Annotated in this window: 29 protein-coding genes; 22 read left to right on the top strand and 7 right to left on the bottom strand. The window is 65.1% G+C overall.

All coding sequences use genetic code 11. The features are described 5' to 3' along the window. The first annotated feature begins 22 nt into the window (after window positions 1-22). Genes FE851_RS13200 through FE851_RS13180 form a run of 5 tightly spaced genes read left to right on the top strand, consistent with a single transcriptional unit; the run spans window position 23 to window position 2,805 of the window. Window positions 23-313, top strand: a complete 291-nt coding sequence (locus FE851_RS13200; protein ID WP_017183829.1) for a YggT family protein — start codon at window positions 23-25, stop codon at window positions 311-313. Further along, on the top strand, window positions 310-627 hold the full coding sequence (locus tag FE851_RS13195) for a DUF167 domain-containing protein (RefSeq protein WP_145203047.1): 318 nt from the start codon (window positions 310-312) through the stop codon (window positions 625-627). Before FE851_RS13200 ends, FE851_RS13195 begins: the two co-directional genes overlap by 4 nt. Further along, window positions 624-1,517 carry a bifunctional methylenetetrahydrofolate dehydrogenase/methenyltetrahydrofolate cyclohydrolase FolD gene (gene folD / locus FE851_RS13190; RefSeq protein ID WP_017183831.1) on the top strand — a complete coding sequence of 298 codons (894 nt, stop codon included), beginning with the start codon at window positions 624-626 and terminating at the stop codon, window positions 1,515-1,517. The genes FE851_RS13195 and folD overlap by 4 nt, the downstream gene beginning before the upstream one ends. After that, a complete protein-coding gene (locus FE851_RS13185; protein WP_145203044.1) occupies window positions 1,514-2,188 on the top strand; it encodes a hypothetical protein in 675 nt (224 codons plus the stop codon). The genes folD and FE851_RS13185 overlap by 4 nt, the downstream gene beginning before the upstream one ends. Next, window positions 2,185-2,805, top strand: coding sequence for a MarC family protein (locus FE851_RS13180; RefSeq protein WP_017183833.1), 621 nt, complete (start codon window positions 2,185-2,187; stop codon window positions 2,803-2,805). Before FE851_RS13185 ends, FE851_RS13180 begins: the two co-directional genes overlap by 4 nt. A 136-nt stretch (window positions 2,806-2,941) precedes the next feature. Here FE851_RS13180 and FE851_RS13175 read toward each other — a convergent pair whose 3' ends face one another. Then, window positions 2,942-3,622, bottom strand: a complete 681-nt coding sequence (locus tag FE851_RS13175; protein WP_017183834.1) for an OmpA family protein — start codon at window positions 3,620-3,622, stop codon at window positions 2,942-2,944. Window positions 3,623-3,787: 165 nt separating this feature from the next. Between FE851_RS13175 and FE851_RS13170 the strand changes: the two genes are divergently transcribed. Beyond that, on the top strand, window positions 3,788-5,122 hold the full coding sequence (locus tag FE851_RS13170) for a hemolysin family protein (RefSeq protein ID WP_107123367.1): 1,335 nt from the start codon (window positions 3,788-3,790) through the stop codon (window positions 5,120-5,122). A 66-nt stretch (window positions 5,123-5,188) separates the two neighbouring features. Then, window positions 5,189-5,602 carry a nuclear transport factor 2 family protein gene (locus FE851_RS13165; RefSeq protein ID WP_017183836.1) on the top strand — a complete coding sequence of 138 codons (414 nt, stop codon included), beginning with the start codon at window positions 5,189-5,191 and terminating at the stop codon, window positions 5,600-5,602. A 7-nt stretch (window positions 5,603-5,609) separates the two neighbouring features. On the opposite strand, the gene FE851_RS13160 is transcribed toward FE851_RS13165, so the two are convergent. Beyond that, window positions 5,610-6,191: a GNAT family N-acetyltransferase gene (locus FE851_RS13160; RefSeq protein ID WP_145203041.1), complete on the bottom strand. Its 582-nt coding sequence runs from the start codon at window positions 6,189-6,191 to the stop codon at window positions 5,610-5,612. Between the two features lie 33 nt (window positions 6,192-6,224). Continuing rightward, a complete protein-coding gene (locus FE851_RS13155; RefSeq protein ID WP_019053092.1) occupies window positions 6,225-6,845 on the bottom strand; it encodes a c-type cytochrome in 621 nt (206 codons plus the stop codon). A 185-nt stretch (window positions 6,846-7,030) separates the two neighbouring features. Between FE851_RS13155 and FE851_RS13150 the strand changes: the two genes are divergently transcribed. The 7 genes from FE851_RS13150 to FE851_RS13120 all read left to right on the top strand — a co-directional run bounded on the left by FE851_RS13150 (window position 7,031) and on the right by FE851_RS13120 (window position 12,156). Next, window positions 7,031-7,921, top strand: a complete 891-nt coding sequence (locus FE851_RS13150) for a prephenate dehydratase (RefSeq protein WP_017183839.1) — start codon at window positions 7,031-7,033, stop codon at window positions 7,919-7,921. 214 nt (window positions 7,922-8,135) lie between these two features. Continuing rightward, a complete protein-coding gene (locus FE851_RS13145) occupies window positions 8,136-8,867 on the top strand; it encodes a sterol desaturase family protein (protein ID WP_145203038.1) in 732 nt (243 codons plus the stop codon). After that, entirely contained in the window at window positions 8,864-9,301 is a 438-nt protein-coding gene (locus FE851_RS13140) for a DUF2141 domain-containing protein (protein ID WP_145203035.1), read from the top strand. The genes FE851_RS13145 and FE851_RS13140 overlap by 4 nt, the downstream gene beginning before the upstream one ends. A gap of 72 nt (window positions 9,302-9,373) precedes the next feature. Further along, window positions 9,374-10,216: a MipA/OmpV family protein gene (locus FE851_RS13135; protein ID WP_145203032.1), complete on the top strand. Its 843-nt coding sequence runs from the start codon at window positions 9,374-9,376 to the stop codon at window positions 10,214-10,216. 217 nt (window positions 10,217-10,433) lie between these two features. Then, complete coding sequence (locus FE851_RS13130; RefSeq protein WP_186378815.1) at window positions 10,434-11,345, top strand: tetratricopeptide repeat protein; 912 nt, start codon at window positions 10,434-10,436, stop codon at window positions 11,343-11,345. An 11-nt stretch (window positions 11,346-11,356) separates the two neighbouring features. Beyond that, complete coding sequence (locus tag FE851_RS13125; protein ID WP_017183844.1) at window positions 11,357-11,971, top strand: LON peptidase substrate-binding domain-containing protein; 615 nt, start codon at window positions 11,357-11,359, stop codon at window positions 11,969-11,971. Next, the gene (locus FE851_RS13120; protein ID WP_130751817.1) at window positions 11,968-12,156 is read left to right on the top strand and encodes a Trm112 family protein; all 189 of its coding nucleotides are present in this window, start codon (window positions 11,968-11,970) and stop codon (window positions 12,154-12,156) included. Before FE851_RS13125 ends, FE851_RS13120 begins: the two co-directional genes overlap by 4 nt. Before the next feature lie 17 nt (window positions 12,157-12,173). Here FE851_RS13120 and FE851_RS13115 read toward each other — a convergent pair whose 3' ends face one another. The 3 genes from FE851_RS13115 to FE851_RS13105 form a co-directional block, all read right to left on the bottom strand. Beyond that, window positions 12,174-12,596 (bottom strand): RidA family protein, encoded by a 423-nt coding sequence (locus FE851_RS13115; RefSeq protein WP_145203029.1) that lies wholly within the window; start codon window positions 12,594-12,596, stop codon window positions 12,174-12,176. Between the two features lie 79 nt (window positions 12,597-12,675). Next, window positions 12,676-15,288 (bottom strand): TonB-dependent receptor plug domain-containing protein, encoded by a 2,613-nt coding sequence (locus FE851_RS13110; protein ID WP_145203025.1) that lies wholly within the window; start codon window positions 15,286-15,288, stop codon window positions 12,676-12,678. A gap of 191 nt (window positions 15,289-15,479) precedes the next feature. Next, a complete protein-coding gene (locus FE851_RS13105; RefSeq protein WP_145203022.1) occupies window positions 15,480-16,061 on the bottom strand; it encodes a TlpA family protein disulfide reductase in 582 nt (193 codons plus the stop codon). A 58-nt stretch (window positions 16,062-16,119) separates the two neighbouring features. Here FE851_RS13105 and argH point away from each other — a divergent pair, with 58 nt between their 5' ends. The 5 genes from argH to FE851_RS26760 are packed head-to-tail and all read left to right on the top strand — an operon-like array spanning window position 16,120 to window position 19,922. Next, entirely contained in the window at window positions 16,120-17,490 is a 1,371-nt protein-coding gene (argH, locus tag FE851_RS13100; protein ID WP_145203019.1) for an argininosuccinate lyase, read from the top strand. Next, window positions 17,487-17,744, top strand: a complete 258-nt coding sequence (locus FE851_RS13095; RefSeq protein ID WP_017183850.1) for a hypothetical protein — start codon at window positions 17,487-17,489, stop codon at window positions 17,742-17,744. Before argH ends, FE851_RS13095 begins: the two co-directional genes overlap by 4 nt. Before the next feature lie 18 nt (window positions 17,745-17,762). Next, entirely contained in the window at window positions 17,763-19,028 is a 1,266-nt protein-coding gene (lysA, locus tag FE851_RS13090; protein ID WP_145203015.1) for a diaminopimelate decarboxylase, read from the top strand. Further along, window positions 19,028-19,738 (top strand): bifunctional precorrin-2 dehydrogenase/sirohydrochlorin ferrochelatase, encoded by a 711-nt coding sequence (locus tag FE851_RS26765; protein WP_261370928.1) that lies wholly within the window; start codon window positions 19,028-19,030, stop codon window positions 19,736-19,738. Before lysA ends, FE851_RS26765 begins: the two co-directional genes overlap by 1 nt. After that, complete coding sequence (locus FE851_RS26760) at window positions 19,701-19,922, top strand: hypothetical protein (RefSeq protein ID WP_261370927.1); 222 nt, start codon at window positions 19,701-19,703, stop codon at window positions 19,920-19,922. Before FE851_RS26765 ends, FE851_RS26760 begins: the two co-directional genes overlap by 38 nt. A 35-nt stretch (window positions 19,923-19,957) precedes the next feature. Here the strand turns inward: FE851_RS26760 and FE851_RS13075 are convergent, their stop codons facing one another. Beyond that, window positions 19,958-20,581, bottom strand: coding sequence for a response regulator transcription factor (locus tag FE851_RS13075; RefSeq protein ID WP_017183853.1), 624 nt, complete (start codon window positions 20,579-20,581; stop codon window positions 19,958-19,960). Window positions 20,582-20,730: 149 nt separating this feature from the next. Here FE851_RS13075 and FE851_RS26155 point away from each other — a divergent pair, with 149 nt between their 5' ends. From FE851_RS26155 to FE851_RS13065, 3 genes are read left to right on the top strand one after another with little or no spacing between them, the layout of a single operon-like run. Further along, a complete protein-coding gene (locus tag FE851_RS26155) occupies window positions 20,731-20,871 on the top strand; it encodes a hypothetical protein (RefSeq protein WP_017183854.1) in 141 nt (46 codons plus the stop codon). After that, on the top strand, window positions 20,868-21,692 hold the full coding sequence (locus FE851_RS13070; protein ID WP_261370926.1) for a hypothetical protein: 825 nt from the start codon (window positions 20,868-20,870) through the stop codon (window positions 21,690-21,692). The genes FE851_RS26155 and FE851_RS13070 overlap by 4 nt, the downstream gene beginning before the upstream one ends. Next, window positions 21,680-22,579 carry a transposase gene (locus FE851_RS13065; protein ID WP_145203012.1) on the top strand — a complete coding sequence of 300 codons (900 nt, stop codon included), beginning with the start codon at window positions 21,680-21,682 and terminating at the stop codon, window positions 22,577-22,579. The genes FE851_RS13070 and FE851_RS13065 overlap by 13 nt, the downstream gene beginning before the upstream one ends. The last annotated feature ends 5 nt before the right edge of the window (window positions 22,580-22,584 follow it).

The following is a 22,584-nucleotide window of genomic DNA, read 5'->3' as shown; positions in this document are numbered from 1 at the left end:
GGCAATATTTTTCGGAGACCTCATGGCCTACGCGCTTTATCAGATCATCGTCATCCTGCTCGACGTGCTGTGGTGGATCATCATCATTCAGGCCGTCATGAGCTGGCTGATCGCGTTCAACATCGTGAATATGGGCAGTGATTTCGTCCGGACCGTCATGACCGCGCTCGACCGGATGACTGCGCCCATCTACAATCCCATTCGCAAGGTCATGCCCGATCTGGGCGCTCTGGACCTTTCGCCGATGGTCGTGCTGCTGGCGATCCTGATCATCCGCCAGGCTGTGTTGCCGCCGCTGTTCGGGCTGGTGTGACGGTCTGGAGCCAGACGGGCGACGACCTGATCCTGGCCGTCCGGCTGACCCCCGGCGCATCGAAGGCCGCGATCGGCGGCATATGGACGGATGAAAAGGGCGCGCAATGGATGTCCGCCCGCGTGACCGCCGTGCCGGAAAAAGGGCGGGCCAACGACGCGCTGGTCGCCCTGCTCAGCAAATATCTCGACTGGCCCAAGGGGGCGATTTCGCTGGAATCGGGGGACAGCAACCGGCTAAAGCGGCTGCGTATCCGGGGCGGCGCACAGCCGCGCCTGATCGCCATCATAGAAGAACAGGTTGACGTGACATGACCATCGGCAAGATCATCGACGGCAAGGCTTTTGCGGCGGGGCTGCGCGACAAGGTGGCGGAGGGCGTGAGCGCTTTCGCCGCGCAGGCGGGGCGCAAGCCGGGCCTGGCCGTGGTGCTGGTGGGCGAGGACCCGGCCAGCGCGGTCTATGTGCGCAACAAGGGCAAGATGACGGTCGCCACCGGCATGGAAAGCTATGAGTTCAAGCGCCCGGCCAGCATCGGCGCGGACGATCTGCTCGACCTGATCGAGGAGCTGAACCATGACGAGCGGGTCGATGGCATATTGGTCCAGTTGCCGCTGCCCGATCATATCGACGAGAGCGCCGTTCTGGCCGCGATCGACCCGGCCAAGGATGTCGACGGGTTCCATGTCGTCAATGCCGGCAAGCTGGCGACGGGGCAGGAGGCGCTGGTCCCCTGCACGCCGCTGGGCTGCATCATGCTGCTGAAAGACGAACTGGGCGACCTGAGCGGCCTGGAAGCCGTGGTGGTGGGCCGGTCGAACATTGTCGGCAAGCCGATGGCGCAATTGCTGCTGGCGGAAAGTTGCACCGTGACAATCGCCCATAGCCGCACCCGCGACATTGCGAGCATCGTCCATCGCGCCGACATCGTCGTCGCTGCCGTGGGGCGGGCCGAAATGGTCAAGGGCGAATGGATCAAGCCCGGCGCGACGGTGATCGACGTGGGCATCAACCGGGTGGCCGATACCGAGGATGGCAAGAGCCGGATCGTGGGCGATGTCGCGACGGCCGAGGCGCTGGCCCATGTCCGCGCGATTACGCCGGTGCCGGGCGGGGTCGGGCCGATGACGATCGCGGTGCTGCTGCGCAATACGCTGGTCGCGGCCCATGCCCGCGCCGGGCTGGCGAAGCCCGACGGGCTGTGAGGGTGCGCCCGACGCTGCTGGCACCGCTGCTGGTTTTGGGCGCGGCGGTGCTGGTCGCGGCGAAACCGCCGATGCGCTTTCAGCCCGATCCCAGTTCCGTGATCGCCGCAGAAATCGCCTTTAGCCGGCTGGCGCAGGAGAAGGGGCAGTGGACCGCCTTTCGCGCCACCGCCGACGATGATGCAGTGATGTTCGTGCCGCAGCAGGTGTCGGCGAAGGCGTGGCTGAAGGGGCGGGCCGATCCGCCCGCGTCGGTCAAATGGTCGCCGTCCGCCGTCTATGTCTCCTGCAACGGCAATCTGGCCGCCAGCACCGGCAACTGGACCCGGCCCGATGGCGCGGTCGGTTATTTCACGACCATCTGGCGGCGCGACAAGAAGGGCGCCTGGAAGTGGATCGCCGATCATGGCGACACGCTGGCCAAGGCGCGCGAGGCGCCGGAATTTCTGAGCGGCAAGGTGGCGACATGCAAGCGGCCCGCGCGCGGCGAAGGCCCGCCGCAGGATGGCCCGCCAGCCGCAGGAAAGGACGCGCCGCTGCCCCCGCCCGACGAGAGCCTGCTCTGGTCGGCGCAGGTTGCGCCCGATGGCGGCCGCCGCGTCACGGTGCGGATGTGGAACGGCAGCGACTATGATATTGTGATCGACGACAGGGTAGGGGCGGCATCATGACCGAATTGTTCATTTCCGCCTTCGTCACCCTGTTCGTGGTGATCGACCCGCCCGGTTGCGCGCCCATCTATGCCAGCCTGACCGGCGGCGCGACGGTGGCGCAGCGCAAGGCGATGGCGATCCGCGCCGTCGGCATTGCCGCCGCAATCCTGCTGGTGTTCGCGCTATGGGGCAAGCAGTTGCTGGGCGTGCTGGGGATTGCGCTCGACAGTTTCCGTATTGCGGGCGGCATCATGCTGTTCATGATCGCGATGGACATGGTGTTCGAAAAGCGCACCCAGCGGCGCGAGGACCGGGCGCAGAAGATCAGCGCCGAAGAGCGGCATGTCGAGGATGTGTCGGTATTTCCGATGGCGATGCCGATGATCGCCGGGCCGGGATCGATCGCTACCGTCATGCTGCTGATGTCGCGCGCCGATGGCATGGGCGAGCGGATGGTGGTGCTGGGCGCTGTCGTCGTGACGCTGATGCTGATGCTGGGCGCATTGCTGGCGGCGGGGCCGCTGATGGCGCTGCTGGGCCACAGGATAGAGGCGGTGATCACCCGGCTGCTGGGCGTGCTGCTGGCCGCGCTGGCGGCGCAGTTCGTGATCGACGGGTTGAAGGCGAGTTTTTAATCCTCCCCGGCGCGGGGAGTTCAACAGAGTCACATGCCTCTGTTGAACAGGCGAAGCCTGACGGAGGGGGGCGCCTGATTGCACGCCCCCTCCACCACTTCGTGGTCCCCCTCCCCTTGCAGGGGAGGATGAGTTGTTAACCCCGCACGTCGGCTTCGGTGACGGGTGCGATCTTGATTTCGACGCGGCGGTTGGCGGCCTTGCCCTCTTCGGTGGCGTTGGACGCGATCGGCTGGGTTTCGCCATAGCCGCGCGTGCCGATGCGGGCGGACTGGACGCCGCGACCGATCAGATAGTCGGCGACGGAGCGGGCGCGCCGTTCCGACAGGGTCTGGTTATAGGCGTCCGACCCGTCGCTGTCGGTATGGCCGAGCACGTCGATATAGGTTTTGGGATATTGCGCCAGCACGCTCGCGACGTCGTTGAGCGTTGGCTGGAACTGGGGCTGCACATCGGCGCGGTCATAGCCGAAGGTGATGCCGGAGGGCATGCGCAGCAGCAGATTGTCGCCGTCGCGAATCACGTCGACGCCCGTGCCGGCGGTTTCTTCGCGCAGCTTGCGTTCCTGGGCGTCCATATAGGCGCCCACGCCCGCGCCCGCGATGGCGCCAATGCCAGCGCCCAGAATCTTTTCGGTCCGGTCATTGCGCCCGCCGACCAGATCGCCCAGCAGATAGCCGCCCAGCGCGCCGCCGATGCCGCCGATCGCAGCCTTGGAAATGGTGCGCTGACCTGTGTTGGGATCGGTCGTGCAGGCGGTGGTGGCCAGCATTGCGGCCAGGCCTGCCGCGCCGATGATGCGGTGAGAAATCTTCATGATCCTGATCCCTTGTCTTTCCTGAATCTCGTTCTGGCGCCCGTATGAGCCGAATAACCCCAAAATCACCGAGCTATGTGTTTGTTCCACAAGCGAACTGAACGGGCGATGATGGGGATGTTGTGCAATTGAAAGAATAACGGTTATAGGAGGTCGCTGACCGCCATGGCCACGATCCCCCTTCCCAATCCGACGCCCTTTCCCTGGGCCGATCTTTTCATCATTCTCGCCCTGGTGGCGTTGAACGGTATTTTCGCGATGTCGGAGCTTGCCATCGTATCGGCGCGCAAGCCGCGCTTGCAGGGGCTGGAAAAGGCCGGGCGCAAGGGCGCGGCGACGGCATTGCGGCTGGCGAGCGATCCGGGCAAATTCCTGTCCACCGTGCAGATCGGCATCACCCTGATCGGCATTGTCGCGGGCGCCTATTCGGGCGCGAGCCTGGGCGGCCCGGTCGGCGAGCGGCTCTATGCGCTGGGCCAGAATCTGGGCATAGGCCTGTCGTCCAATGCAGCGGAAAATCTGGGCTTTGCGCTGGTCATCGGTTTTACCACCTATGCATCGCTGATCATTGGCGAATTGGTGCCCAAGCAATTTGCGCTGCGCGCGCCCGAACCGATTGCGGTGATCATGGCCGGGCCGATGCTGTGGCTGTCCAAGGCGACTGCGCCGGTCGTGTGGGTGCTCGACGGGTCGAGCGCGCTGATCTTCAAGCTGTTGCGGATGAACCGCGAATCGGAACAGCATGTGACCGCCGAGGAGCTGCATCTGATCGTCGCGGAGGCCAGCCGGTCGGGCGTGATCGAGGAAAGCGAACGGGCGATCATTTCAGGCGTGGTGCGGCTGGCCGACCGGCCGGTGCGCGAGGTGATGACGCAGCGCATGGACGTCGACTGGATCGACATTGCGGCGGATGACGCGACGATTCGCGCGCGATTGCTGGAAACGCCCCATACCCGGTTGCCGGTGGGGCGCGGATCGGTGGAGGATATTGTCGGCATCGTCCAGGCGCGCGACATCATGAGCGCGCTGTTCCGGGGCGAGACGCTGAATGTCGGTGCGCTGATGCGCAAGGCGGAGGTGGTGCCTGACCAGGTCGATGCGATGGACGCGCTGGAAGTGCTGCGCCGGTCGGACGTGCCGATGGTGATGGTCCATGACGAATATGGCCATTTCGAGGGGATCGTGACCCCGGCCGACCTGTTGTCGGCGATTGCGGGCCATTTCGCGTCCGATCGCGACGCCTATGACGAACCCGACGTGGTGGAACGGGAGGATGGCAGCCTGCTGGTATCCGGGCAGATGCCGATCGACCAGCTGGCCGAGCGGATCGGCATCCTGCTGTCGGAGGATCGCGATTATGCGACCGTGGCGGGCCATGCGCTGTGGCTGCTCAAGCGCCTGCCGGAAGTCGGCGATTTCGTCGACGATCAGGGTTTCCGTTTCGAGATTGTCGATATGGACGGGCGCAAGATCGACAAAGTGCTGGTCGCAGAGCGCTGAGGCGCGCGGGACAATCGGTTGCCGAAATACTAACATTCGTTATGATCGTCCCCAAAGGAGAGGATCATGCGATTTACCGAACAGGATTATCTGGCCTATGTCGCCGCGTTCAACGCGCGCGACTACAAGACGCTGGAGACGTTCTTTGCCGACGATTTCGCGTTGGAAAATGCGGGGTTCAAGGTCCAGGGAAAGGCGGCGTTCCGCGAATTCTATGCGTTTTTCCATGACTATATCCGCGAAACCGTGCTGTTCCGCGGCTTTTATCCGGGCCAGGACGGCTTCGTCGCCCATGTCGTCATCCGCTTTGAAGGGCTGAAGGATCTGACCCCGGCCGTGCTGGCGGAAAAGGGCTATCCGGGCATGACGCCGGTCAATCGTGGTGGCAGCGCAGATGTGGAGTTTCTGATCCTCTATCTGCTCGATGCGGACGGACTGATCCGCCACATCAAGGGCGCGGTCTGGGTGCCGGAGCGCTAAGGGACGATCAGTCCAGCCTTTTCACCCAGAATTGCATGGGGTGGTCGCGTTCGTTGGCGTCGCCCCTGTCCTTCCAGCCAAACTGGCCGATCAGCCCATCGACCGGCGCAAAGCCGCGCTTGTGCCAGAAGGGGTCGAGCGGGCTGTAGCCGGCGGGGCGGGCAGGGTGATCGGCCGGGCGGATGACGGCACAGAAGGCGGCGATAGAAAAGCCAAGGTCGCGCGCCCTGGCTTCGCGCCGGTCGAAAAAGGCGTGGCCGATGCCATGGCCGCGCCATTCGGGCAGCAGGACCGATTCGCCGAAATAATAGACATGGCCAATATCCATGCCGCGCGCGCGGAACGGGGCGGCGAAGGCGGCGGCATGATCGGCCATCGGCGCGGCGGTGGCGGCGCCGACCAGCCTGTCGCCCTGATCGGTCCTGGCAAAGGCGCCTACGACCAGCGCGCCGGGGCTGTCGGCGTAGGCGGCCAGATAATCGCGCTCATAGGCGCGGTCCCCGTCATAGAGATAGGGGAAGTCCCTGAACACCGCGATGCGCAGGTCCGCCAACGAATCGAGCGCGGCAACCAGTGCCGCGCCCGTCAATTCGCATATGTCGACCGGCGTACCGATCGGGCTTTACTCGGCAGCGTTCGCTGCCGGAGCTTCGCTCGCATTGGCAGCGTTGCCCGCTTCGGCTTCGGCGGCGTTCGCGCCTTCGGCGGCCGGCGCAGCGTCGGCAGCTGGCAGCGGCAGGTTGGAACCCTGTGTGTTCATCCAGGCGATCAGGTTGGCGCGATCGACCGGATTGCCAAGGCCCGCAAAGGTCATCTTGGTGCCAGGCGCGAATTCACGCGGGCTTTTCAGCCAGTGATCGAGATTTTCGAAGGTCCAGCTGCCGCCCTTGCCGGACAGCGCCGCCGAGAAGGCAAAACCGGCCTTGCCCTTGCCGATTTCCTCGCCGACCGTCGCGTACAGGTTGGGACCGATGCCGTTGGCGCCGCCCGACGTGATGGTGTGGCAGGCGGCGCACTTGGCAAACACCTTCTCGCCCGCTGCGACGTCCGCGCTGGCCAGCAGGGTGTTGAGGCCGGGGCCGGAAGCCGCGCCTTCGCCTTCAGCCTCGACGCCTTCGATCGCATAGCCCATCGGTTCGGGCCGTTCGTCATGGAAATATTTGGAACTGACGATCGCGCCGCCGAGCGCGATAATGCCAGCGAACAGCGCCCAGCCCGCTACGGTATTGAAACGATCGCCCATTTCGCTCGATTTCCCTTGCATTTCTGTTCGGGCGGCTGTCTTGGCGCCCCCTCTTGGCCGTTGCCATAATGGCGGACACGCGAACGTGCAACCCGGCTTGACACCACAAATGCGCAGGGGCGTGTCGCGCTTGCGCCGCCGACGCTTGCGCGGCCCCGCGCAACTGCCTAAGCGCGCAGCCATCCATGGAAAACTATCCCGCCCCCGCGCGCGCGATTGTCGCGCAACTGGCTGAAAAAGCCGCCGCCGACCCGGCCCGCGCCGTCGCCTATCAGGGCGCGCCGGGGGCCAATTCGCATCTGGCGGCGCTTGGCTATGCGCCCGATTGCGTGCCTTTGCCCTGTTTCGCATTCGAGGATGCGATCGATGCGGTGCGCAACGGACAGGCGGAACGGGCGATCATCCCGATCGAAAACAGCCTGCACGGGCGGGTGGCGGACATGCATTTCCTGCTGCCCGAATCGGGCCTGTCCATCGTGGACGAATATTTCCTGCGCGTGCGACATTGCCTGATGGCGCCGGACAACAGCCCGGTCAAAAGCGCGATCAGCCATCCCCAGGCGCTGGGCCAATGCCGCCATTATCTGCGCGAACGGGGCATCCAGCCGGTCGCCTATGCCGATACGGCGGGCGCAGCGGCGCTGGTGGCGGAAACGCGCCTGCCCGGCGAAGGGGCGATCGCGCCCTATCTGGCGGCGGAGATTTACGGCCTGCGGCTGATTGCGGAGAATATTGAGGATAGCGACGACAATGTAACGCGCTTCCTGGTGCTGGCGCGCGCGCCGCGGATGCCGGTTGCCAATGTCGGGCCGGTCATGACGACTTTCCTGTTCGAGGTGAAGAATGTCCCCGCCGCGCTCTACAAGGCGATGGGCGGCTTTGCGACCAACGGCGTCAACATGACCAAGCTGGAAAGCTATCAACGCGGCGCGAGTTTCGCCGCGACGGAGTTTTTCTGCGATATTGAAGGCATGCCGGGCGACCCGGCGGTCGACCGGGCGCTGGCGGAACTGGAATTCCACACCAAATGGGTGCGGATGCTGGGCAGTTATCGGCAGGCGCGGCCACGGACTTAGGCGCGCGCAACCGATCATCCTCCCCTTGCAGGGGAGGTGTCGGGCCGCAGGCCAGACGGAGGGGTGTCGCCGTCTCGATAGGGTAACACCCCTCCGTCAGCACGTCGTGCTGCCACCTCCCCTGCAAGGGGAGGATGTCACAGTGGTGCGAAGAAAAAGACGGGATTGCAGCTTTCGTTGGGATGCCGGGATTTGTTTGGGCTATAGGCGCTGGATGGTCGCAGCTATTTTCTGGTCCGCTTTGGCGATGAGCGCCATTGTCGGCGTTCGCTATCTGCTGGCGAGCGGTGGTTTTGCGCTGGCGACGCGGGTGCGGCAGCCGGGCCTGTATCGCGGGCTGGAGCGGCAGATGCGCAGGGAGATCGGCTGGTCGCTGCTGTCCGCGCTGATTTACGGCATCCCCGCCGGGGTCGTCGCATGGGGATGGCAGGCGCGTGGATGGACGCGCATCTATACCGATGTGGCAGCCTTCCCGATCTGGTATTTGCCCGTGTCGGTGCTGCTTTACCTGGCCGCACATGACACATGGTTTTACTGGACGCATCGCTGGATGCACCGGCCCAAGCCCTTTCGCATCGCCCATGCGGTGCATCATGCCAGCCGCCCGCCGACGGCCTGGGCGGCGATGAGTTTTCACCCCTGGGAAGCGCTGACCGGGGCGGTCGTGATACCGGCGCTGGTGTTCATCATCCCGATCCATGTCGGCGCGCTGGCGGCGGTGTTGACGATCATGACGATCATGGGGGTCAGCAATCATATGGGGTGGGAGATGTTTCCGCGCTGGATGGTGCGCGGGCCATTGGGCGGCTGGCTGATCACCGCCACCCATCATCAGCGGCATCATGACCTTTATGCCTGCAATTACGGCCTCTATTTCCGGGTCTGGGACCGATTGTGCGGCACGGACCGGGGGCTGGGCGATTTTACGGCAAAGGCGCGCGCGTGAAGGGGCGGGTCGGTGGGTTGATGTTGCTGGTTCCGCTGTTGCTGGGCGCGGCGCCGCTGGGGCAGCCGCAGCCGCTCATCATGGCGCTGGAGGGGCTGCGATCGACCAAGGGACAGATATTGGTGTGCGTGACGCGGGTGCCGCGCTATTTCCCAGATTGCAGCGATGATCCCGACAAGCGGCATTTTGCGGTAGCGGCCAGGGGCGGCGCGGTGACGATCGGCAATGTGACGCCGGGCGACTACGCCATCGCGATCGTCCATGACGAAAATGGCAATGGCAAGCTGGATACATTCGCGGGCATCCCGCGCGAGGGGGTCGGCTTTTCCCGCAATCCGGTGCTGCGCTTTGGCGCGCCCAGTTTCCGATCGGCCAGTTTTGCGGTCGCAGGCGCGCCGGTGGAACAGGATATCCGGGTCAAATATTTCCTGTAGGCATATCCGGCGGAACCTGTAACCGACGTGAAACATTCTCTGGCCGACCGCCATTGGCTGAACAGGGGCCTTATGAACCAGCTTACCCGCATCCTCCTCCTTACCCTTCCTTTCATGGCCGCCGCGCCCGCGCTGGCGCAGGAGGCGGAGGATCACAGCAGCCTGACCATCGGCGTGGGCGTCGCTTCCGTTCCCAGCTATGAAGGGTCCGACGATTCCCGATTGATCGTTGGCCCGCAATTGCGCGGCAAGGTGAAGGATCATGCCTTCTTCACCCGTGGTCCCATGCTGTTTTTCGATGCCATTCCCAACCGGGATGATAGCGGCATCGACTTTCAGGCGGGACCGGCCGTGGGCGTCCGGCTGGACCGGACCAGCCGCAAGCAGATCAAGGACCGCGCGGTCGAAGCGCTGGGCAAGCGCGATACCGCAGTGGAGGTCGGCGGCTATGTCGGCATCGGCAAGACCGGGATCATTACCAGCGCCTATGACAATCTGAGCGCGCGGGTCGCGGTGACCAAGGATGTCGCGGGCGCGCATGAAAGCTATATCGTCACCCCCGCGATCGAATATTTCACGCCGCTGTCGATCCGCAGCTTTGCGGGCGTCGGCCTGTCGGCCGACTATGTCGGCAAGAAGTTTGGCCGCTATTATTTCGATGTCGATCCAGCGGGCGCGCTGGCAAGCGGCCTGCCGGTCTATACGCGCGGCGGCAGCGGTTCCGGGTTCCGGCGCGTCAACGCCAATCTGACGGGGGGCTATTCCCTGTCCGGCGACATCCGCAAGGGATGGGTGATCGTCGGCGCGATTGGCTATTCGCGGATGCTGGGCCGCTATGCCGATTCGCCCGTGGTGGCGATTGCCGGGTCGAAGAACCAGTTTCTCGCCGCGCTCGGGGTTGGCTATACTTTCTGAGAAGTTTTTGAAAAATGCGCGAAAGAGCGCATTTGTGCTGCCGCACCGGCCCGCTCCCCCACCCGGCCACCCATAGAATACTGGCGTTGGGCATCCGGGCAGGGGAGCGGGCGAGTTTGTTGCAGCGCGCGTATCTCCTGCCTTGCGGGGAGGGTGACGCTCCCCATATTGCGGGCTATGGAGGCGGCGACGTACCGCAGTGGCAGGAGATGAAAGCGTGGCGACCCTGGGAATGAGCGAGGCCGACAAGCTGGCCGTGGAGGCGTTTCGCCGCGACGTGGTGGAGCCTTCGCGCACGCAGTTGGTGATCGTGGATTTCTGGGCCGAATGGTGCGGTCCGTGCAAGCAGCTGACGCCGATCATCGAGAAGGTGTGCGCCGACTATGCGGCCAAGGGCGTCAAGCTGGTCAAGGTGAATGTCGACGAAAATGGCTTTATCGCCAGCCAGTTCCGGGTCCAGTCGATCCCGACCGTCTATGCCGTGTTCCAGGGGCAGCCGGTCGCCGACCTGTCCCAGGCGCGGACCGAAGGGCAGCTCAAACAATATCTCGACCAGTTGCTGGGCCAGTTGCCGATCGAATCGGAGGAAAAGGCGCAGGAACTGGAAATCGCGCCGTTGATCGCCATGGCCGAGGAAACGCTGGCGGCGGGCGATGCCGAGCGCGCCCTGTCGATCTTTGCCCAGATTGCCGACATGGTGCCCGGCCATGCCGATGTGGCGTCCGGCCAGGCGCGCGCGCTGGTGGCGATGGGGCAGCTGGACGAGGCGGACGCGGTGCTGGACGCGCTGCCCGCCGATGCGGCGAAGGATCAGGCGGTGGACCGCGCACGCGCGGCGATCGCCCTGGCGCGTGACGCCAAGCCGGTGGCCGACCTGTCGGGGCTGGAGGCCAAAGTCGCAGCCGACCGGGACGATCATGCCGCACGGTTCGAACTGGCGGGCGGGCTGATGGCCAATGGCGACCGGGACGGCGCGGCGGAGGCGCTGCTGGAGATCGTGCGGCGCGACCGGGCGTGGAACGACAGCGCGGCGCGGACGCAATTGCTGACCCTGTTCGAGGCAGTCGGGCTGGAAGATCCCTGGGTATCGGCGCAGCGTCGCAAGCTGTCGCAGATATTGTTCGCCTGACGGCCCGGCCGGTGCCTCTCGCCCGCGTCTCGATATTCCCGCTGTCCGGCGCGCTGCTGCTGCCCGGCATGGATTTGCCGCTGCATATTTTCGAGCCGCGATACCGCGCGCTGATTCAGGACACGATGGCGCGGGACCGGCGGATCGGCATGATCCAGCCGCGTGGCGACGGGCCGGTGCCGCCGCTGTTCGACATGGGGTGCCTGGGCCATGTCAGCCATATCGAGGCGCTGGACGATGGGCGGTTCAACATCATCCTGACCGGGCTGGCGCGGTTCAAGGTGGTGCGCGAATTGCCGGTAACGACGCAGTTCCGCCAGATCGAGGCCGATGTGATGCAGGCACCGCAGGAGGATGAGGTGCTGCATGCGGTAGAGCGGGCGGCGCTGGAGCAGGAATCGCGCCGTTTTGCCGATGCGCTGGGCTATGTCGTCGACTGGACGGCGGTGTCGCGTCTCGATGATATGGCGCTGGTCAACGGCATCGCCCAGATCGCGCCATTCGACGCGGCGGCCAAGCAGACGCTGCTGGAGGCGGACACGCTGGGCGAACGGTCGGAACGGATCATCCAGCTGATGCAGATTTTCGGCCGGATCGAGCGCGATGGCGGCGCGACGATGCAATGACTTGGGCAAGTGCTGGTGCGCCGGTCGACCCGTGGCTGCTGGCCAAGCTGGTCTGCCCGGTGACGCGCACGCCGCTGCGCTGGGACGATGCGCGCGGGGCATTGCTGTCCGATGCGGCGGGGCTGGCCTATCCGGTGCGCGATGGCGTGCCGGTGCTGCTGCTGCGGGAGGCGGTGGCGATCTGAGCCAAATACGGAGATGGTTACGGGTAAGCGGCGATACATTCCACTTCCAGCGGCGCGCCCAGCGCCAGGCCATCGGCGCCAAAGGCGCTGCGCGCGGGCAGGCGCTTGCCCTTGAAATAGGGGAGATAGGCCGCGTTGAAGCGGGGCCAGTCGGCCATGTCATCCAGCATCACCGTGCATTTGACGACATGGCCAAAGTCGAGGCCGTTGTCGGCCAATATCCTGCCGACCGAATCCATCGCCGCCCTGACCGCAGCGTCAAACCCTTGCCCGTGCGGGTCCATGCCCGGCGGCACCTGCCCGATCTGGCCGGACAGATAGAGCGTGTCGCCGACGCGGACGGCGGGGGAGAAGGGCAGAGCCGCGGGCATCGCCTGCTGCGCCATGGCGGGTGCTGCGATGGTCAGGCTGAGCGCGGCGAGGAGGGCGAATGGCTGCATGGACGGACCCCTGTCGGACGGAAAAGGGCCGGTGCGTTTCCGAACCGGCCCTTCCTTTATGACATGATTTAACGGTCGATCAGAATTTGAAGTCGATGCGGGCGTAATAATAGCCGCCCGACGTGCCATAAGCGCCGTGGTTATAGGGGCTGTTATAGGAGCCGGAGCCGTTGATGTAGGGCGACACGCCGGGATTGACGACCACCCCGGTGCCGGTCACCAGCTTGGGCACTTCTGGAATCTTGTCGAACAGATTGTTCGCACCGATCGAGAAGGTGACATTGTCGGTGAAATCATAGCCGACCTCCAGGTCGGTGATGATTGCCCGTTTCACCACGCCGTTGAAATAGAGCTGGTTCGCATTGACGCCGTTGATCAGCGCGCCGTCGGCGATCAGGAAGCCGCCATCGGGGATCACGCCGCTGCCGACGCCCGGACGGACCAGCACGCTTTGCTTGGCATAGAGGGTTTCGCGCAGGTTGACAGTCAGCTTGTCAGCCTTCAGCAGGGCGCCGAAGCCGACCTTATATTTGGGCGTCGTATCTTCGATATTGCTTTCCGACGCGGCGTTGAACAGCGGATAGCCGACCTTGTTCTTGGTAATCTTGGTCTTGTTGTAATTGCCGTTCAGCGACAGGTTGAGCGTGCCGAAACCAAGCGCGACCGGATAGCTGGCGGAGAAGTCGATGCCCTTGGTCTCCGTGTTGATGCCGTTGGTGAAGCTTTGCACGCCAACCGTCTGGAGCGCGGTATCGAGAACGATGCCGGCGGCCGCCAGCGCGTCGAAGATCGCCGCTGCGCCGGGCTGGATCACGCCGCCCTGGACGGCGTTGCGCGATGCGGTAGCGGCGATGCGGTCCTTGATCTTGATAAGATAGGCATCGACGGTGATCGCCAGCCGGGGCACAGGGCGCAGAACGATGCCCGCCGAGAAGTTCTTCGATTTTTCCGGGCCAAGCGAGTCGAAGCCGAGCAGGGCGGCAGCGGGCGTGCCAGCGGGAAGCTGGGCGACGGCGCTGGTCGGCCCCACGTTGATGGTCGAATATTTCTGTTCGGCCAGTGTCGGTGCGCGGAAGCCGGTGCTGGCCGTAGCGCGGACCGCAAAGGCATCCGAAATATCGTAGCGGGTCGTGATCTTGCCGATCAGCGTATCGCCGAAATCGGTATAATCTTCGTAACGGCCCGCCAGATCGACGCTCCAGCCTTCGACCGGGTTGGCGATGAAGTTCAGGTAGCCCGCGCGCGAACTGCGCTTGAAACGCCCGGCGTCGGTCGCCTTGTAGCCGGGGAAGGACTGAACCCCGGTCTTGTAGGTCGAATAGAAATCGCCCTGGACGATTTCATAGGTGTCCTTGCGATATTCGCCGCCGAACGCGAAGGTCAGCGGAGTGGCCATGCCTATGTCGAATTCCTTGCGGATGTCGGCGGTCACTGTGGTCTGGCTGAGGCGGAAGCCGCCGTCATAGGCCTTGTCAGGCGTGTTGGGAACGCCGACGCCCAATAGCGACGCGGCATAGCTTTCCTGCCAGACTTCGCGATGGGCGGACCTCTCGGTCCAGATGTCGTTCTTCTGATTGCCGTAGGTGGTGCTCAGGTCATAGTTCCAGCCTGCCGTTTCGCCCCGCGCGCCGACGGTGAAGCTATATTCATCCTCGATCACATGCTGGAGCGGGACCATGCCCACAGTGCCGGTATTGCTGTAGCAGATATTGGGGTTGTAGGCCGCGGGCGTGACGCCGCCACCCAGATTGCCGGATTCGTAGCAGATGCGCTTGGGATGACGGTAGCCCTGCTTGGCCCAGCCTTCGCGGCGGGCGAGGCTGCCGAAGCTGTAGACTTCCACGCCGCCAAAATCATAACCTGCATTGTAGAAGAGCAGGTTGAGTTCGGTCTTGGGCTGGCCGCCATTGATCCCGGCCAGCGCGTCGCCGGTAAGGTTCGACCATTGGGCAGGGGCATTGGGCTGGAGCGTGCCATCCAGCTTCGTCACCTGCACCTGGCCTTCGCCAAGCGTGGTATAGTCCTGGCGGCGATGGAACAGGGACAGGTTGATATAGCCGTCCTCGCCAAGCCGGACGCCATAATTGCCGGAAACGGAGAAAAGTTCGCCTTCGCTGTCATAATGCTGACCGCCGGTCAGCTTGATCGAGCCGCCCTCTGGATCATCCTTCAGAATGAAGTTGATGACGCCTGCAATGGCGTCCGTGCCATACACGGCGGCGGCGCCTTCCTGCAGCACTTCGACGCGTTCGACCGAGTCTGGCGGAATAAGATCAATGCTGGGCGCGGCCGAGCCGGAGAAGGCACCGAGCACCTGAAGGATGCCATTGCCGTGGCGGCGCTTGCCGTTGACCAGCACCAGCGTGTGGTTGGGGCTGAGACCGCGCAGACGGGCCGACAGCGAGAAGCTGGAAAGGTCGGTGCCTTGCGTCTGGGCCGTGAAGCTTGGTACGATCTGGGTCAGCACCTGGTTGAGGTTCGGCTGGCCGACATGGGCGATGGCGTCCTGGCTGAGCACCTGGATCGGTGCGGCGCTGTCTGCGGCCTGCATGCCGACGGCGCGCGTGCCGGTGACGATGATCGCTGTGCCTTCGTCAACCTGTGGTTCCTGCGGCGCGTCTTGCGCGATGGCGCAGGCGGACCAGGACGATGCGAGGATCAGTGAGAGTTTAAGCGCCGATAACCGTGTCATTCATGCCCCCTGTTCAGCTTTATCGATGACAGGGGGAATGACGAAGGGGCAGCGCCGATCCTCTATTGCGCTGCACAAAAATTACAGATTTGTGGATTGTTTCTACTTCGTTTCTATGTCGGAAACGAGGCGTTATTGGGCAGGCGCAGCCGCGTAAGTCGATTTTGCGGCTGCGCCAAAGAGCCGTGTGGTCAGGACGCCATGGCGGCCTCTATCAGCGCCCTGGCTTCCGCCCCTTCCCAATCCATCGCGCCGATCACGCGGACCATTTCCTTGCCCTTTGCGTCATAAAGGACGGTCGTGGGGAGCAGGCCGGTGGCATAGTCGAAGCCGAAATGATTGTCCGGGTCAGCCCAGCCCTTGAGATGGGGCAGGGGATGCTTGGCGAAGAAGGGCTTGACCGCCTTTGCCCCCTGCGTGTCCTGCGAAATGGTGAGGACGGCCAGCCCCCTGGGGCCATAGCTTTGCGCGATCCGGTCGAGCGTTGGCATTTCCGCGACGCAGGGGGTGCACCATGTCGCCCACAGATTGACGAGCATCGGGCGCCCGGCGAAATCCTGCAAGGTAGCCTCGCCCCCGTCGGGATTCTGGAAGGCGAAGGTGGGAGCGGGGGTGCCCGCCTTGCTGCGGTCCAGCCGATAGCTGAACTCGCCGTCTCCCTGCGAGGCATTGCCTGACGCGGGAACCTCACCGCTCATGCTTGCATTGGCTTGCCCAGCGGGCGGCGATTGCCTATCGCAGGCCGCCAATCCGGCAGTCAGGAGCAGTATCATCAGCGCGCGTGAAGCAGATCGGGACAATGGGGGTTCCAAGGGAGAAGGCTCCAACAGCATGTGGGGTGGCCGGTTCGCGGCCGGCCCCGCTTCGATCATGCGCGAGATAAATGCCTCCATCCCATTCGACAAGCGATTGTGGAAGCAGGACATCGCAGGATCGAAGGCGCATGTCGCAATGCTGGCCAAGCAGGGCATCGTCGATGGCGAGGATGCGCAGGCGATTACCGAGGGGCTGAACCGGATCGCGGCGGAATATGAAGCCGATGGCGTGCCGGTGGACCTGGACCTTGAGGACATCCACATGGTCACCGAGTCGCGGCTGGCGCAGCTGATCGGCCCGACCGCCGGGCGGCTGCACACCGCGCGCAGCCGCAACGATCAGGTGGCGACCGATTTCCGCCTGTGGGTGCGCGATGCGATCGACGAGGTGCAGGCGGGGCTGATCGGCCTGCAACGCGCGCTGCTGGCGCGGGCAGACGAGAATGCCGATGCGGTGATGCCGGGCTTTACCCATTTGCAGTCGGCGCAGCCGGTGACGCTGGGCCATCATCTGATGGCCTATTATGAGATGGTGCGCCGCGACCGCAGCCGCTTTGCCGATGCGCGGGCGCGGGCGGACGAATGCCCGCTGGGCGCGGCGGCGCTGGCCGGTACCGGCTTTCCGATCGACCGACACGCGACGGCGACGGCTCTGGGCTTTGCCAAGCCGACCGACAACAGCCTGGACAGCGTGAGCGACCGCGACTTCGCGCTCGATTATCTGATGGCGGCAACGCAGGCATCGCTACACCTGTCGCGGCTGGCCGAGGAGTTCATCATCTGGGCCAGCCAGCCCTTCGGCTTCGTCAAGCTGCCCGACGCCTATTCGACCGGCAGCTCGATCATGCCGCAAAAGCGCAATCCCGACGCCGCCGAACTGGTGCGCGGCCATGCCGGGCGGATCATGGGCTGCATGAACGCGCTGTGCGTGACGATGAAGGGGCTGCCGCTCGCCTATTCCAAGGATATGCAGGACGACAAGCCGCCCGTGTTCGAGGCGCACGACCTGCTGGCCCTGTCGATCGCGGCGATGACCGGGATGATCGAAACGGTGACGTTCCGCACCGACCGGATGCGCGGCCTGGCCGAAAGCGGCTTTGCCACCGCGACGGATCTGGCCGACTGGCTGGTGCGCGAAGGGGGTATTCCTTTCCGCGAGGCGCACCATATCACCGGACGTGCCGTGGCGGCGGCGGAAGCGGCGGGCGTGCCGCTCGACCAGCTGCCCATCGCCACGTTGCAGGGCATCGACGCGCGGATCGACGATCGCGTCTATGCGGTCCTGACGGTCGATGCGTCGGTCGCCAGCCGGATGAGCCATGGCGGCACGGCGCCCATGCAGGTGCGGGCGCGGATCGCGCAGGCGCAGGAGGAATTGGGATCATGACGATTCGGACGATCGTGGGACTGGCCTTTACCGCGCTGGCGCTGGTTTCCTGCGGTGGGCGGCAACCGTTGAAGCCCGTTGCGGGCCAGGAGCTGCCAGCGGTGCCGGTGGGCGCGGCGACTTCGCCGACCGCCGCGCAGTTGATGACGCCATCGACCCAGGCACGGCCGCAACGCAATGTGGAATTGCTGACCCAGTCGCAAAAGCGACAGGCGGACGAATTTGACCTGCCGCCCGAAAAGCAGCCCCAATAAGAGACTGAGGACCGGAATTTGGACCATTTCGACTATGTGGACGGCGCCATGCAGGTGGAGCAGGTGCCGATGGCGGCGATCGCCGATGCGGTCGGCACGCCGGTCTATGTCTATTCGACCGCGACCCTGACGCGCCATGTCGGCGTGTTCCGCGACGCACTGGGCAGCCTTCACAATCCGCTGATCGCCTTTGCGGTCAAGGCGAACCCCAATGCGGCGGTGCTGGCGACGCTGGCGAAACTGGGCCTGGGCGCGGACGTGGTGTCGGGCGGGGAATTGCTGCGCGCGATCGCGGCGGGCATTCCGGCCGACCGCATCGTCTTTTCGGGCGTGGGCAAGACGGCTGAGGAAATGCGGCTGGCGCTGGACCATGGCATTTTCCAGTTTAATCTGGAAAGCGAACCGGAAGCGGAAATGCTGTCGCAAGTCGCCCTGTCGATGGGCAAGCGCGCGCCGGTGGCCTATCGGATCAACCCGGACGTCGATGCGGGTACCCATGCCAAGATTTCGACCGGCAAGTCGGAAAACAAGTTCGGCATCCCCTATGCCAGAGCGCTGGAAAGCTATGCCGCCGCGCGCGATCTGCCGGGGCTGGATGTGCAGGGCGTTGCCGTCCATATCGGCAGCCAGCTGACCGACCTCGCCCCGCTGGAGGCGGCCTTTACCAAGGTTGGCGCGCTGATCGCGGCGCTGCGCGATGCGGGCCATGACATTCGCACCGCCGATCTGGGTGGCGGGCTGGGCGTCCCCTATAACCCCGCCCTGCCCGAGCCGCCCAGCCCGGCGGCCTATGGCGACATGGTGTGCCGGGTAACGCAGGACTGGCCGGTGCGGTTGATGTTCGAACCGGGCCGGGTGATCGTGGGCAATGCGGGGGCGTTGCTGTCGCGGGTCGTGCGGGTGAAGCAGGGCGCGAAGGCGCCTTTCGTCATCGTCGACGCGGCGATGAACGACCTGTTGCGGCCAAGCCTGTATGACGCCTGGCATGATATTCGCGCGGTGACCCCGGCGGGGCAGCGCGCCGCCGCCAATGTGGTGGGGCCGGTGTGCGAGACGGGCGATACTTTCGCCATGGGCCGCGACATGGACGTGGTGGCCGCGGGCGATCTGGTCGCGTTCATGACCGCGGGCGCTTATGGCGCGACGATGGCGGGCACCTATAACAGCCGCCCGCTGACCCCCGAAGTGCTGGTATCGGGCGACAAATGGGCGGTGGTGCGCGCGCGTCCGCCGATCGAGGCGCTGATCGCTGGCGATAGCATTCCGGACTGGCTGGCCGACTGATGCACAGCCTGCCCGTCTTTCTGCGCCTGACGGGCAGGCCGGTGATCCTGACCGGGGCGGGCGAGGCGGCCGACGCCAAGCGCCGCCTGCTGGAGCGGGCGGGCGCGCAAATCGTGGGCGAGGAGGACAGCGCTGCGCGGATCGCCATCGTGTCGGATGGCGACGCGGCGACGGCGCAGCGGCTGCGGGCGCGCGGCGTGCTGGTCAATGCGACCGACAATCCAGACCTGTGCGATTTCACCCTGCCCGCGATCGTCGACCGCGATCCGGTGCTGATCGCGATCGGCACGGGCGGGGCGTCGGCGGGGCTGGCCAAGGCGCTGCGACAGAGGCTGGAGGCGATGCTGCCCGCGCGGTTGGGAAAATTGGCGGATGGCTTGCTGGCCGCGCGCGGGGCGATCAGGGCGCCTGTCTCTTATACACATCTAGATGTGTATAAGAGACAGGCGACAGAGGCTGGAGGCGATGCGGCCCGCGCGGTTGGGAAAAGTGGCGGATGGCTTGCTGGCCGCGCGCGGGGCGCTCAGGGCGCGCTGGGCAGATGCCGGCGCGCGGCGGCGGGGCATAGACGCGGGCCTTGCGCCGGGTGGGATGATCGATCCGCTACGGGCCGACGCGGCGGATGCACTTGGCGCGTGGCTGGCGGCAGAGGGGCAGGCGGTGGCAGCGCGGTTGGTATCCATCCGTCTATCGTCGGACGATCCGGATGAACTGACGCTGCGCGCCGCGCGGTTGCTGGGGGAAGCGGACAGAATCTACCATCCGCCGTCAGTGCCCGCCTTGATCCTCGACCGGGCGCGCGCGGATGCGGCGCGGATCGTGGCGGACGGGCCGCCTGATCATCCGGGTGAGGGCTTGTCGCTGTGGGTGACGTTGGGCGAGGGGATAGCCTAAATCTCGTCCGTTCGAAACGGACGGCGATGCGTGGCTCAGCCCTGTTGCGCGCTCAGGCGTTCGACTTCGTCATGCAGCGCCTGGATGGATGATACGAGGCGGGCGCGGTCGGCCTGGAGTTCGCGCAGGGTTTCGCGCGTTTCGCCCAGTTCGACGGCGCGCCGCGCGATGCGGGCGTCCAGTTCTGCATTGTGACGGGTGAGCGTGCCGAGCGTTTCTGCGCGCAGGCACAGATGACGCAGCCGCGCGTCGAGCACGTCGAAATCAAACGGTTTGACGACATGGTCGTCGGCCCCGGCCTCCAGCGCCTCCACAGTCGACTGGCTGTCGAGCCGTCCGGTCAGCATGACGAAGCAGGCGGAGGCGGAAAGGTTCGCGGCGCGGATTTTCTTCATCGTCGCGATCGCGGGCAACATGGTCAGCCCCATGTCGATCAGGATGATGTCGGCCGGGCGCGTAACGAGCAGGTTGACCGCGACAAAGCCATTTTCCGCCAGCGCCACGTCATAGTTCAGGTGCGACAGGCGGCGGGCGACGACGGCGCGCGCGGTAGGATTTTCGTCGATCAGCAATATGCGAAGGCGGCGTTGCGGTCGGGCAGTCTCGCTCATGTCCTGATCGTCGGGCCGACGGCTGCGAACGCGTTTGAAGATCGGCATGGCTCCACCCTTTTGCTACAATCCCCATGATAGGATGGCCGCGCAAAGAATTGGTTAATGAGCGGTAGCCACGATTAATTACATTTAATTGGTCCCCCCTTCCCGCGCGCCATAGCGTCGCCCCTGCGACCCGCAGAAAGAGGATGCCGATGCCACAGACCGTGCCTCAACTGGCGATTGACGATATTGCCGACCTGCCTGGCGAGGTCAGCCTGTTCGGATTGCAGGATGGCGACGTGCTGGACATCAGCCTGATGGATATTGTGATTGCGATCATCGACCAGCCGTGACGCCAGCAGCGTTGGCGGCGGCGCTGGGGCGGGCAGTGGCCGAGGCGCAGGATGCGCCGCCTGGCCGTGCGCTGGCGCTGATCCGGCCGTTCCTGCGTGACATAGGCTGGTTCACCGACCTGTTGGCGCAAGGCTGCGCGGCGTTGGCCGAAGATCCGCTGCATTTGCCGGGCTTTCGCGCGAGCCGCAACGGTGCTGCCCGGCATCTGGTGCTGGCGCGGACGGAGCGGATATGGCTGTCAGCGACGGTGATCGACCCGGTGCCGCAAACAGGATCGCGGGTGCATTTTTCCGGTCGTCACATGCTGTGCCGCCCGCTCAACCGCGCGCTGCGGGCCGAGGGGTTTCGGCTGGAGGCGGACCGGGCGGTGCCGACCGGGCAGCGGGATTGCGCCATGGGCGAGATATTGGAAGTGGACGAGCGGCGCGAAACGCTGCGCATTCTGCCGGACGAAGCGCCGCTGATGCTGTTGCGCGCGCAGGTCGCGCCGCAAGGGCCGGTCCGTTCGCGCATATGCGATTTTGCGACCGGGGCGCTGGTGGCGCGGGCGGAGGCGGATGAGGGCCATGCCCGCGCGCTGATGCTGCTGTCGCTGTTGCGGGCGCAGGGGCGGGCCGACGCGGCGGCGCAATTTGGCGAGGCGCTGGATATGCCGCTTGCCGCGCAACGCTGGGCGGTGATGCGCGAATATCTGGCGCTGGATACGGCAAGCGCCCTGCCTGCCTTGCGCGCCATGGCGCAGCGGGAAAGCGACGTTGCAGTGCGGGCGCTGGCCGCGCGGACGCTGACGCAGATCGGGGACATGGCGTGCCCCGCCTGATCGATCCAGCGCCAGACGAGCGGATGATCGACCTGGATGCCCTGATCGACTGGTGCGAAAGTCCGGCCTTCGATCCCGCCGACGAGGACGGGTTGGCGGCTGCCGCGCCCATGCTGCGGGCGCTGGGGCGCAACCGGCATTTCCTGGCCGATTTTGCGATCGCTGAACTCAAGACGCGCTGCGCGGGGCAGCGGCAGGCCAATCCCTATTCGGCGCAGGTCATGCTGCTGCGTCCACCCAGGGGCAAATTTGTGCTGCGCGCCGCCTTCTGGCCCGCCCAGCGCGACCATGTGATGCGGATGAGCGGCCCGGCCCCCTTCCTGTACCATGTGCCGCACGATCATGGCTTTGATTTCCTGACCATCGGCTATCTGGGGCCGGGCTATGGGTCGGACTATTATATCTATGACGGCGATGTCGCGGGCGCGGCGGGGGAGGCGGTGGCGCTGCGCTTTGTCGAGCGCAGCCATTTGTCGCAGGGGCGGATGCTGCTCTATCGCGCCAATCGCGACATTCATGCGCAACTTCCGCCGGACTCACTCTCTGTCTCGCTCAACATATTGGCGAGCGCGCCCGACCAGGGCTGGCGACGGCAATATCGGTTCGATACCGCCCGCAGCACGATCGCCGAATGTATGACCGTGGCCAGCGCGCAATTGCTGCTGGAACTGGCGGTCGGATGCGGCACGGACAATGCGATCGACCTGGCGCAGGATTTTGCGGCGCGGCACCCGGTCGACGCGATGCGGCGGACCGCCTGGGACGCGATCGGCGCCGGGATGAACGGCGCGGCCCGGATCGACCATTGGGAATCGGGCGCGCGGGGCAGCAGCCCGCTGATCCGGCATGCGAGCGAGGCCGCGCTCCGAATGGTCCGAAATGGATAGGGATT

It is taken from the genome of Sphingobium sp. B2 (assembly GCF_007693735.1).
In the GTDB taxonomy this organism is placed as follows: domain Bacteria; phylum Pseudomonadota; class Alphaproteobacteria; order Sphingomonadales; family Sphingomonadaceae; genus Sphingobium; species Sphingobium xenophagum.
This window is presented reverse-complemented; position numbering and strand designations above follow the sequence as displayed.

Bases quoted from the DNA above. Each gene is read 5' to 3' on its own strand.
- FE851_RS13145 (WP_145203038.1), top strand. From the start codon at position 8,136: ATGGTCGCAGCTATTTTCTGGTCCGCTTTGGCGATGAGCGCCATTGTC.
- FE851_RS13075 (WP_017183853.1), bottom strand. From the start codon at position 20,581: ATGCCGATCTTCAAACGCGTTCGCAGCCGTCGGCCCGACGATCAGGAC.
- FE851_RS13180 (WP_017183833.1), top strand. From the start codon at position 2,185: ATGACCGAATTGTTCATTTCCGCCTTCGTCACCCTGTTCGTGGTGATC.
- FE851_RS13095 (WP_017183850.1), top strand. From the start codon at position 17,487: ATGACGATTCGGACGATCGTGGGACTGGCCTTTACCGCGCTGGCGCTG.
- FE851_RS13150 (WP_017183839.1), top strand. From the start codon at position 7,031: ATGGAAAACTATCCCGCCCCCGCGCGCGCGATTGTCGCGCAACTGGCT.
- FE851_RS13105 (WP_145203022.1), bottom strand. From the start codon at position 16,061: ATGATACTGCTCCTGACTGCCGGATTGGCGGCCTGCGATAGGCAATCG.
- FE851_RS13200 (WP_017183829.1), top strand. From the start codon at position 23: ATGGCCTACGCGCTTTATCAGATCATCGTCATCCTGCTCGACGTGCTG.
- FE851_RS26765 (WP_261370928.1), top strand. From the start codon at position 19,028: ATGCACAGCCTGCCCGTCTTTCTGCGCCTGACGGGCAGGCCGGTGATC.
- FE851_RS13115 (WP_145203029.1), bottom strand. From the start codon at position 12,596: ATGCAGCCATTCGCCCTCCTCGCCGCGCTCAGCCTGACCATCGCAGCA.
- argH (WP_145203019.1), top strand. From the start codon at position 16,120: ATGTGGGGTGGCCGGTTCGCGGCCGGCCCCGCTTCGATCATGCGCGAG.
- FE851_RS13155 (WP_019053092.1), bottom strand. From the start codon at position 6,845: ATGGGCGATCGTTTCAATACCGTAGCGGGCTGGGCGCTGTTCGCTGGC.
- FE851_RS26155 (WP_017183854.1), top strand. From the start codon at position 20,731: ATGCCACAGACCGTGCCTCAACTGGCGATTGACGATATTGCCGACCTG.
- FE851_RS13175 (WP_017183834.1), bottom strand. From the start codon at position 3,622: ATGAAGATTTCTCACCGCATCATCGGCGCGGCAGGCCTGGCCGCAATG.
- FE851_RS13110 (WP_145203025.1), bottom strand. From the start codon at position 15,288: ATGACACGGTTATCGGCGCTTAAACTCTCACTGATCCTCGCATCGTCC.
- folD (WP_017183831.1), top strand. From the start codon at position 624: ATGACCATCGGCAAGATCATCGACGGCAAGGCTTTTGCGGCGGGGCTG.
- FE851_RS13120 (WP_130751817.1), top strand. From the start codon at position 11,968: ATGACTTGGGCAAGTGCTGGTGCGCCGGTCGACCCGTGGCTGCTGGCC.
- FE851_RS13170 (WP_107123367.1), top strand. From the start codon at position 3,788: ATGGCCACGATCCCCCTTCCCAATCCGACGCCCTTTCCCTGGGCCGAT.
- FE851_RS13135 (WP_145203032.1), top strand. From the start codon at position 9,374: ATGAACCAGCTTACCCGCATCCTCCTCCTTACCCTTCCTTTCATGGCC.
- FE851_RS13165 (WP_017183836.1), top strand. From the start codon at position 5,189: ATGCGATTTACCGAACAGGATTATCTGGCCTATGTCGCCGCGTTCAAC.